This window comes from Salibacterium lacus (assembly GCF_042684865.1).
GTDB classification, from domain to species: domain Bacteria; phylum Bacillota; class Bacilli; order Bacillales; family Marinococcaceae; genus Salibacterium; species Salibacterium lacus.
This window is the reverse complement of sequence record NZ_JBHUML010000003.1, coordinates 465,727-475,770: the sequence shown is the minus strand read 5'-3', so window position 1 is coordinate 475,770 and position 10,044 is coordinate 465,727. Positions and strand designations below refer to the sequence as shown.

Annotated in this window: 10 protein-coding genes and 1 tRNA gene; 4 read left to right on the top strand and 7 right to left on the bottom strand. The window is 46.2% G+C overall.

Annotation, left to right across the window (positions count from 1 at the left end):
- Window positions 1-84 precede the first annotated feature (84 nt).
- Window positions 85-160 (top strand) — tRNA-Thr (locus ACFSUB_RS12795).
- A gap of 155 nt (window positions 161-315) precedes the next feature.
- On the opposite strand, the gene ACFSUB_RS12790 is transcribed toward ACFSUB_RS12795, so the two are convergent.
- Window positions 316-468 (bottom strand): hypothetical protein, encoded by a 153-nt coding sequence (locus ACFSUB_RS12790; RefSeq protein WP_380713636.1) that lies wholly within the window; start codon window positions 466-468, stop codon window positions 316-318.
- On the opposite strand from ACFSUB_RS12790, the gene ACFSUB_RS12785 reads away from it, so the two are divergent.
- Complete coding sequence (locus ACFSUB_RS12785) at window positions 427-1,422, top strand: serine hydrolase (protein WP_380713661.1); 996 nt, start codon at window positions 427-429, stop codon at window positions 1,420-1,422. The two genes, ACFSUB_RS12790 and ACFSUB_RS12785, sit on opposite strands and share 42 nt — an antisense overlap.
- 452 nt (window positions 1,423-1,874) lie before the next feature.
- Here ACFSUB_RS12785 and ACFSUB_RS12780 read toward each other — a convergent pair whose 3' ends face one another.
- Complete coding sequence (locus ACFSUB_RS12780) at window positions 1,875-2,300, bottom strand: DUF2935 domain-containing protein (protein WP_380713635.1); 426 nt, start codon at window positions 2,298-2,300, stop codon at window positions 1,875-1,877.
- Window positions 2,301-2,589: 289 nt separating this feature from the next.
- Entirely contained in the window at window positions 2,590-3,045 is a 456-nt protein-coding gene (locus ACFSUB_RS12775; protein ID WP_380713634.1) for a hypothetical protein, read from the bottom strand.
- Between the two features lie 323 nt (window positions 3,046-3,368).
- Between ACFSUB_RS12775 and ACFSUB_RS12770 the strand changes: the two genes are divergently transcribed.
- Entirely contained in the window at window positions 3,369-3,743 is a 375-nt protein-coding gene (locus ACFSUB_RS12770) for a DoxX family protein (protein WP_380713633.1), read from the top strand.
- 96 nt (window positions 3,744-3,839) lie between these two features.
- Here ACFSUB_RS12770 and ACFSUB_RS12765 read toward each other — a convergent pair whose 3' ends face one another.
- From ACFSUB_RS12765 to ACFSUB_RS12755, 3 genes are all read right to left on the bottom strand, one after another.
- Window positions 3,840-4,157, bottom strand: a complete 318-nt coding sequence (locus tag ACFSUB_RS12765) for a hypothetical protein (protein WP_380713632.1) — start codon at window positions 4,155-4,157, stop codon at window positions 3,840-3,842.
- 10 nt (window positions 4,158-4,167) lie between these two features.
- On the bottom strand, window positions 4,168-5,109 hold the full coding sequence (locus ACFSUB_RS12760) for a bile acid:sodium symporter family protein (protein ID WP_380713631.1): 942 nt from the start codon (window positions 5,107-5,109) through the stop codon (window positions 4,168-4,170).
- 141 nt (window positions 5,110-5,250) lie between these two features.
- Window positions 5,251-5,931, bottom strand: a complete 681-nt coding sequence (locus ACFSUB_RS12755) for an RluA family pseudouridine synthase (RefSeq protein ID WP_380713630.1) — start codon at window positions 5,929-5,931, stop codon at window positions 5,251-5,253.
- Between the two features lie 262 nt (window positions 5,932-6,193).
- Here ACFSUB_RS12755 and ACFSUB_RS12750 point away from each other — a divergent pair, with 262 nt between their 5' ends.
- Window positions 6,194-8,431, top strand: a complete 2,238-nt coding sequence (locus ACFSUB_RS12750) for a 5'-nucleotidase C-terminal domain-containing protein (protein ID WP_380713629.1) — start codon at window positions 6,194-6,196, stop codon at window positions 8,429-8,431.
- Window positions 8,432-8,795: 364 nt separating this feature from the next.
- Here the strand turns inward: ACFSUB_RS12750 and ACFSUB_RS12745 are convergent, their stop codons facing one another.
- Window positions 8,796-9,707 carry a hypothetical protein gene (locus ACFSUB_RS12745; protein WP_380713628.1) on the bottom strand — a complete coding sequence of 304 codons (912 nt, stop codon included), beginning with the start codon at window positions 9,705-9,707 and terminating at the stop codon, window positions 8,796-8,798.
- Between the last annotated feature and the right edge of the window lie 337 nt (window positions 9,708-10,044).

Genomic DNA, 10,044 nt, shown 5'->3' with positions numbered 1-10,044 from the left:
GTTAAGCTCTCCAGCGCCGATGATAATGAAGGGGCAACCCTTTGTGAAAGTAGGACGCCGCCAGGCTTTTTATTTTATACATAGGCTTCCTTAGCTCAGCAGGTAGAGCGCATCCATGGTAAGGATGAGGTCAGCGGTTCGAATCCGCTAGGAAGCTCCATGAATAAGGCTGATATGACAAGGGTTCCGGCAATCGCCGGAACCTTTTTAATATGGTTAAACTTTCGGAGTGGTCACAATCATGGCTTAACACCTGGGAATATTAGCTGAAACTGCGTCCCGTATAGGTGTGGTTCCGGTATTGAGCTCGAGAATTTACCGGCCGATGCGGGGTTCGTGCAGTAAGGCGGCAAGTGTTGCAGCGACATCAGTACGGGCTATCGTAATCCCGATCATCATGCTGTATGTAGTAAGAAAGAAAAACTCATTAAAAACAAAAGAAGACCTTCTCACTACATCGAGGAGCACCGAGACACCTGCTCCGTAACTTTACTGGAAAATAAGAGTGAGCTGCTCAATTTCAATGGAGAGAAGGAAATGCCCCTTGCAAGTACTGTTAAATTGATCTACCTATTAACCTTCGTTGAAGCAGTAAAAGAAAAGAAGGTAATGCTTGATGAGAAGGTTAAAGTAGAGGATCTTGACCTCCTCTATTTCGAGAATACGGATGGAGGAGCTCATCCAAGATGGAAGACAGAGTATAACATAGGGGAAGAGGTTAACCTGTTTCAAATCGCACAGGGTATGATGCAGTTTAGTTCAAATGCGTGTACGGACTTTCTTTTTCATAAGTTAGGTGCAGATCGTATCAATCTCACTCTTACGAAGTACAAGCTAAATCCTCATTCACCGATCTATGCGATTAGTTCAGCAATGCTCATTCCTGCTTATTTGAAAGTTGAGTATGGCCGGAAGAAAGCGCAGATTGCTCAGGTGATAAAAGAGATGGATCAAAACGAATTCGAGAGCTTGTCCAATACGATGTTACATAACGTGTTAAACAAAAGGGCAGCATCCTATCTCGAGGCATTATCGACCATCAACGACATGACCATTCAGCGTGTTTTGATGGATAAATTACCTTCTTCTACGACACAACAATACGCAACGTTTATGATGCGAGTAGGCGAATCGGATGATTTATCGGAAAAAGAGAAGGAATTGATGGACCGCATCCTTGTAGGAGAGAACGAGAGCGGAAAGCGACGGTGGTTTAAGGGAGGATCAACAGTGTTTACGCTGACTTCAGCGATGTATCAAACAGATGGACAAAACTCGGCAGCTCTTTCCGTGTTTGTTCAAGATGAGAATCGGTATGAATTGTTATGGATTCGGAATGTCTTTCATGATTTCTTGAAGGCGATGGTGGAAGACGGTGAGTTTAGGGAGAGAGCAATTAGTAAGTTAGGGAATATAAAATAGTCTGGCTGTTTGTGGCAGAATAAAAGTACATCATTCGGCAGCCTGAAAATACACAATGGTCGATATAAAAAGAGTCTGACCAGTCATCCCAAATTCTATAAACCTCCTACATGTAATGACCAATACCATGGGGAGAAGTAGAAAGGATATTGGCCACGGCTCAAGTAGAATGTATCAACTTTTTATGAAATGACGAAGGTTTAGCGAGCAATTCTTCGGTTAAACATGTTAGTGCTAAGTAGAAAACAGCCGGAAAGTATACGATCGGGGGGACTGTAGTACTGATGTTAAGCGTCGTATGAAGAAGTTTCCCATCCTGGGACCTTATCTGGAGATCATCGAAGCATGGCTGATCGAAGACATGTCCCGCAAACGGAAAACAGGTCTATACCTATATCCGCGTTTATGAGCGCCTCCTTGATGAATGCGGTCAGACCGGGGGGTGCACAGTGTTACTGCTGATATAAAATCGTTTGAGCCACTCCAATAAAGTACTCGGATTCAACAATAATGTGGTTCAATACAACCTGTGCTGTTGGATTGGTACTAATAGGTTCACTTTCCGCCATCATTGTGCGGCAAAAGGTAATAAACTCTTCACTTTGCTGCAAACAAAAGGAGATCAGCTGCAAAATATCTTGGTAGAGGGCCTGAGAAACATAGCCATTTGAACGGTTTACTGTTTCAATGTACCTTATTACTCGATGATGTGCAGCAGCAAACGCTTTCTCCCATTCCTTTAATGCCTCTATATATTCTTGTTCAAGATTTCCTACCAGCTCTCTAATAACCACGGTATGTTCTTCTTCCTGGTGTTTCCAAAACTCAGCCTCATCAAGAACACGCAAAGGCATCTGGTTCCCATAGTAATACTGCATGAATTTACCCTCCGTCCTTTTCATTTCTCCATTTAAATTTATTCGAAGGACATGGAATAAGAACCTTAACCGGGAAGTTCCTAAAAGAAAGCGGAGGTGCAATAGTTGTCATTCTTTCCGTCAGCCCATTTTGGAAAAGAAAGAGCAACATGAAGTAATCGGTGAAAGTCTTGTGGTTGGTGATTTTAGTATCAGAGTGCATCCTCTGGTCCTATCACAGGAGCGTGAAGCATTTGCCAAACTTTGTTCTTGTTTCTTGTAGTCCGTCCTTTTTCTTAAAAAGATGTGATTAATTTTGAATCATCACAGTCTCCTGCCATTTTTGAAACCCGTAAATTAATATTGCAACCCCTGTGGTTAATAAATACACTCCAATTGAATTAATATTGACTAACTTATAAATCCCGAAATGTTCATACCACCTACCGATTCCAAACGAAAGAAAGGCATCAATAATAAGGTTGGTAAACAAATAAAGCAGAAAATGATGATAGGTGAAGTGCAGAATGATAATGGTACCGACAAAAAACAGACCGTAAACAAAAGGTGTGATATTTGTAAGCAAAATAATATTCTCTTCTATCTCCCACCATTTAAATGTATCTGCAATTTGAAAAACTAAGGTTAAAACGAGCGCGCCAAACATTGCTCCTGGGAAAAACTTTTTAACATCTGTTTTATTTATGGGAATAAGCGCAAACCAGGGAATGATGAGTGTGAACCATAAAAGCAGTTGATTGAACAAAAAATCTCCGTCCTTTTAACAGTTTTTTATTCGTTCATTTCCTTCATATCATGCCCAACAGTTAAACATACAATCAGGTAAATGGATGCGCGTCTGTTGATCATCCAACATTAAATAATGTTCCGGTTGATCGGCAGATTTTGCGCCGGCTGCTTATCATCTATTGTTAGTTTTTGGTATAGGTTTGGGGATGTGATACGATAATTCAAAAGAGAGATCCTTTCTTGAGGGTTATGGTACTGATCCTAATCCAGCTGAGAATGTCTCTTTTTGCTTATATTGGCGTGGATATTCATGAAAAATAAAAGGGTGTGGGTATACATATGAAAGTGTTCTTTCGAACATTGTATTCGATTATTCTATTTGGGGCGGGTGTTCTGCATTTTGTGCGGGAGCGGAGTTTTCGCAGGATTGTTCCGAAAGCATTGCCGTTGCGGCGTGGTATTGTGCTGATTACAGGGATTTTTGAAATGATTTTTTCCGCGCTGCTCTGGGTGAGGAAAGGGCAGCGTATGACCGGGAAGTTCTTAGCGTTTTTTATGATTGCTGTTTTCCCGGCTAATGTGTACATGGCTGTGAAAAAAATATCATTCCCGCCGGGAAAACAAATAAATCCCTGGGTTCTATGGCTGCGGCTGCCGCTGCAGATTCCACTGGTTGTGGGAGCGTTAACGCTTGGAAAAAAAGAAAGTAACTAGATGGCTTCAGTCTTAAGACCGTTGTGTATTCAAAACTACCTTTTCCATATCACCGTACCGTTAAAATAAAAATAGAGAAAACGTTATTACCTGTGTTTACGATTTTGGGTTGGGAGCATCGGCCAAAAAATGAGTTTGGGACAAAAGCACATGATGCGGCAGATAACACGAATTTTCCGGGTCACTAATCAAAAGCTGTATAGCAGCGGAGCCAAAATGCTTTGACTCCTGCGGGAACAGCACGAGTCTCAAGACCCCGCAGGAAGCGGTTTTCTTCCGAGGAGGCTTGAGCCGTGCCCGCGGAAAGCAAAGCATTTTGGCGTAGCGGCTTGTCTCAGCAACGAAAAATACCGAACGATTTTTTGAAATCGTTCGGTATTTTTCTATCTTATAGAAGTTTTGTCTCAGACTCACATGATTTCTGCTATTCTTTCTTCTTTTTCGCGCTGCGTGTACTCCAGTAGGAGACGAGCATGGGGCCGGAAATGTTGTGCCAGATGGAGAAAATGGCGCTTGGCAGGGCGGCTAGCGGCGTGAAATGGGCTGCTGCCAGAGTGGCGCCAAGGCCGGAGTTCTGCATGCCTGTTTCAATCGATACAGCCCGGCGTTTCGTTTCATCAAGTCCTGTCCATTTCGCCGCCAGGTAGCCAAGAGCCAGTCCGATGCCGTTATGCACAATGACGGCTGCAAATACAGCGATACCCGAGCCTGCGATGCTCGTCTTGTTTCCGGCGACGACAGCGGCTACGATCAGAATAATGGCTGTAATGGAGATGAGCGGGAGAACAGCCTGTCCTTTTTCCGTGAAGCCGGGGAAAAAATTTGCGGTAAGCAGACCGAGAGCAATGGGAATGATAACGACCTGTATGATTGACAGGAACATGTCACCGGCGCCGACCGGCAGCCACTGGTTGGCAAGCAGATAGACAATCAGTGGTGTCAGAAGCGGAGCGAGCATCGTAGATACCGACGTCATCGCAACGGATACTGGTACATCCCCATTGGATAAATAAACCATGACGTTGGAAGCGGTGCCGCCCGGGCACGCGCCTACGAGCACTAATCCCGCTGCAAGTTCCGGCGGGAGTCCCATTACGTATGCAATCGCAAACGCGGCGAGTGGCATAATGAGAAACTGCGCCAGCAGACCGATGAACACAGGGATGGGCTGCTGTGCAACAATACGGAAATCACGAAGCTTCATCGTCATGCCCATGCCGAACATAATAAGGCCGAGAAGCATGGTGATGTAGGATCCAAGCCAGATAAAGGCATTCGGCGCAACATATGCTGCCACTGATACAAGAATAACAATAAGAGCAAAGTACCTGCTCATGAATGAGCTGATATGTCGGACGGTGTTCATAGAAAGACTCCTTTTTATGTAATAATTAACACCTTTTTATGCTAAGCGATGGTCTCCCGGTTTGTGAAGAGGTCTCAATGTATAAAACAAAAAAAGAAACACCTCCTATAAAAAGACAGAGAGATAAAACCTCTGCCTTTGTTATGTGTTTCCTTTCCAGAGATTCCACGGATGTTCCTCCGGCGGTTCGGAATGCACCTTGATTTCCTCTTTTTTCGTTGGATGCTCGACAGCGAGGGTCTGGGACCACAACGCAATCTGCTGGCCGGGCTTATTGACGCTGCTGCCGTATTTTTGATCACCGTACAGCGGGCAGCCGCGCGACGCAAACTGGACACGGATTTGGTGCGGTCTTCCTGTATGAAGATGGACGGAGAGAAGACTGACATTTTTGGTACTCCCTATTGTTTCATATTCCAGCACTGCTTTCTGTGCCTTTTGCTGTCCGGGATCTGTAATGCTCACTTTATTGTTCCGCCGGTCCTTGAGCAGATAATCTTCCAGTCTGTCCTGCTGCTTCGGCGCCTCTCCTCTCACTACAGCCAGGTAATGTTTCTCCATGGTGTTGCGCCGGATGCTGTCGGAAAGCCGGGAAGCTGCCTTCGATGTCTTGGCAAACACCATCACTCCGCCAACAGGACGATCCAGCCGGTGCACGAGCCCGAGATACACATTACCCGGCTTCTGATGCCGGATTTTCAGGTCTTCCTTCAGGAACGTCAGCAGATCCTCATCGCCGGAAGAATCCTCCTGAACAGGTACGTTCACCGGTTTTTCTACAAAAAGCAAATGATTGTCTTCATAAAGAATCGGAACCTTCATCGTCGTTAAAACCCCTTCAATGTATACGATCTCTTTTATGATAACACAGCGTTCGGGAAAGTACTTAACTGCGTCATATGACGATAAACTTTTTTAATCTTCGCATGAGAAGTATGGGAAAAGTAAATGATACCTTCACACGAACATAAAGTTTTTTTAAAAATGTGAAAAAGGACTTGCCCATTTTAAGGTTTGACCATACAATGAAGGCATATAATGCTCTGTTTTCAGCATTTTATTTTGTAAAAATGGGGGAGATTTTTTGTCTATATTTCAATCGAAAAAGGGTCGGAGGACGTATTTTTCTTCCTTTGCACTGGCTGCAGCGGCTTTGATTGCCGCGCCGCAGATGGACGCTTCGGCAGCTGCGGGGTACAGCGATGTACAAGAGAGTGATACGCATTTTGAAGCGATTCAATCGCTGTCGGATCAGGGGATTATTCAAGGTTATGAAGACGGCACGTTCGGGCAGTGGGAGGATGTGAAGCGGCAGCACGCTGCTGTTATGCTTGCTGAGGCTGCAGACGCACCGGTGCCGGACAATGTGGAACAGATACTTAATCAATACGAAGATGTCGACATAGACCACATGTATGCCGACGAAATTGCGGCTGTGACAGAAGCCGGCATTTTCAGAGGAAATAACGGGGAGTTCAACCCTTCTGCGTCGATCACCCGCCAGCAGACCGCTTCGGTACTTGTGCCTGCGCTGAATCTTGGGGAACTGGACGGTGAATCGGACGAGGCGGATGTGAACCTGGACAATGTACACACATCCCACGATAAGAATGTCCAGACGCTGGCTGACTTTGAAATCACTACACAGCTGGATGACTTCCGCCCGGGAGAGTCCGTTTCACGCGGCGCGTTCTCGACGTTTATCCACCGTGCGCAGCAGCTGGACGGGCAGGAGAATAACGGAGACGGCACAGACGATGGGGCGGAAGATACGGTAAGCTCTGAAATAACGCTTATGCATACCAATGACATTCACGCCCATCTGGAGACGATGCCGCAGTTGGCAGCCGCTGTGGAAAATTTCCGGGCGGAACATCCTGATTCCTTACTGATGAATGCGGGCGATATGTTCTCCGGTACACTGTACTTTAATGAATTTCAGGGGCAGGCCGGTCTGGAACTCATGAATCTCATGAACTATGACATGATGACATTTGGAAATCATGAGTTTGATCTTGGATCCAGTGCGGAAGGCCACCAGGCGCTGGCGGAATTCGTCAGCAACGCTGAATTTCCGTTTGTCAGCTCCAACCTGGACTTTTCCCAGGATGATAACCTGAGCGGTCTTTTTCACGATGAGATGACAGAGCAGCCTGAAGACGGCGAAATCTACAACAGCATCGTGAAAGAAGTGAACGGGGAAAAAGTTGGTGTGTTCGGTCTGACGACGTCTGAAACAGCAGACATTTCAAGCCCTGCCGATGTGTCATTTGAAGACTATATTGAATCATCGCAGGAAGCCGTCGACCAGTTTGAAGAAGCGGGCATCAACAAAGTTGTAGCGTTGACCCACATCGGCTACGATGACAATCCGGAATACGATAACGATCTGCAGCTTGCTGAGCAGGTGGACGGCATTGACGTTATCGTTGGCAGCCACACGCACACGGAGCTGTCGGAGCCGGATGTCGTGGAAGGAAACAGCGGTGAGCCTACTGTTATCGTGCAGGCCTCTCAATACGGTGAATTTCTCGGAACGCTCCAGGTCGGATTCAACGACCGGGGTGTTGTCACGGAACACCAAGGGGAATTGATTGAAATCGGTGAGCAGGAGGAAAATGCAGAAGCAGCAGACGCCCTTGCACCATACGCTTCTCAAATCGAAGAAGTGCAGAATGAAGAAAGCGGCGGGATCGCTGCAGACCCCCTCCCGAACCCGCGTCTGGAAAATGGGGATGACACCAGTGTGAGAAACAGTGAAACGAAACTGGGTAATCTCATCACAGACGGTATGCTTGCTAAAGCCAAAGAATACAATGAAGAGACGACAGCTGCGCTTCAAAACGGCGGCGGCATCCGGACATCTATTGATCAAGGGCCGATTACCAACGGAGAAATCATATCCGTGCTGCCGTTTGGAAACACGCTCGCCACGATGGAAATCACAGGAGCGGAACTGAAAGAAGCACTGGAACACAGTGTCAGCCAGGTTCCTGAAGAAAACGGAGGATTTTTGCACGTGAGCGGAATGAGATATACGTACGACAGCTCCAACGAAGCCGGAAACCGGGTGCAGTCGGTGGAGATGGAAGAGAACGGAAGCTATACACCGGTCAAAGATGACGAGCAGTATGTCATTGCTACCAATGCCTTCACCGCAAAAGGCGGGGACGGGTATGAGGTCTTTGCCGACATCTACGATGAAGGAGGCGTGACCGATCTCGGGCTGAGCGACTGGGGCAACCTCCGCGATTATGTCGCGGAACTCGGCACTGTCGATCCTGAAATCGAAGAACGCATCGTGGATGTAAACAATAATTAAATAACAAAAAGAAAGCCGGCTGCAGCCAAATGGGCAGTCGGCTTTTCTGTGTTATTCGTATAAAAACCCGGTAAATGCTTATTGGAAAGGGTTTTTGCATAAAGGGTGGGATGGTTCAAAAATACATTCGTTTGCCGCGGGCAAGACTTCAGCTAACCGACGGAAGAACGCTGTCGGTGAATCTTCAGCCCTTGCTTTTCCCGCAGGCGTCTCATGATTTTTGACCATCCAGGTGTTTTTGTTCACCGGTATCGTGTTTTAGTTTTCAGGTGTCGTGATGTCCCTGTCGTTTGAAACGGCAGTATTCCTATCCATTCTTACCCATTATTAAGAATTCGACTCACTCAACCTTCATACGTACTGTTTACAAACGGTTTTCACACATCATCCCCTCGCGCATCAGGGTCATAACAGCTTGAATGGCCCGCTGTTGTTCCTCATCAGTAATGGGAAATGTGTCCGGATGTTCTTCACGGAGGAAGGCCTGCTCCGCGCTTACTTTTTCCTGCAGAGAAATGGCTTTTCCTTCAAAGGAACCCTCTATGGCTGTCTGCCATTCCAGCCGTTGGTTTATCTGCGTATAAGACCTTCTCTCCGCAAAAGGCTCAAAAGAAATTATAGATTGCCCGTCGTTTGTGACATAAACCTCTTCCGCCGCATAGACGGGAACCATTTTCTCTTCTGTTGACGAAGGAAACGCTGTGAGCTGCACCTGCTCCCGGGCAAACGGTTCGACGTCCTCCCATGTTAAGGAAAAAGGTTCCTTCTGTATCAAGTCTTCCGCGGGAAACGAGCCGTCTATGGAGAAGAAAGTAAGATTTCCCTGTTCGTCCAGACGAATGTCTATCCAGCCGGAAGGAGAAACGTTTGTCCCATCAATACATTCCTCGAACCTGTACTCCTTTCCTTCTTCTTTCGTGAGCTGAAACTGCCTGCCATGTTCCAGTCCGGTTTCCTGCTCCAGCCACTTGATGATGTCCCGTGTGCCTGCCTTTTTAAATCTGTATCCATCCGCATAGGACGTTCCACCAGTGAAAATAATACTGTGGAATCGTTGGGTATGTATGTTTATACCAACAACTGCCGTTCCATTCGGGTTGAGTCCATCTTCGTCCCGCTCTTTCACGTGAGGCGAGAGCCACTCCATACTTAATTCGTACATCGTTTCATTAAAAATAGTGGCCGACCGCCGGATGTCACTTGTCAGCAGATGATACTGCCCCAGGCCGAGCGTTGTTTTTGTATATTTGATGAGAGGTTCTATTCGTTCATCCAATGCACTCACTCCCGTATTAAGAGTTGAAACACGACTTTATATATTGAAAATTTTACCATGATCACTCATGTAAAAAAAGAGTCAAGGGAAGAAAGTTCTTAATAGAAAAACGAACTTTTGTTCCTTTTTAACTTGAAATGAAACAGGTGTTCGTTTATGATATAGAAAAGAGTGGAGGAGGCATCAACATGGACAGCATTCTAACGAGAGCGGCAGAAACAAAAGCGCCGGTTCAGGTCATTTATGAACGCAGAGACGGCACATTAAGCCAACGCACTGTGACTGTATTTAGGATAAACCGTAAGGACATTTTGGTTCGGTGTCATCATCGTGAAGC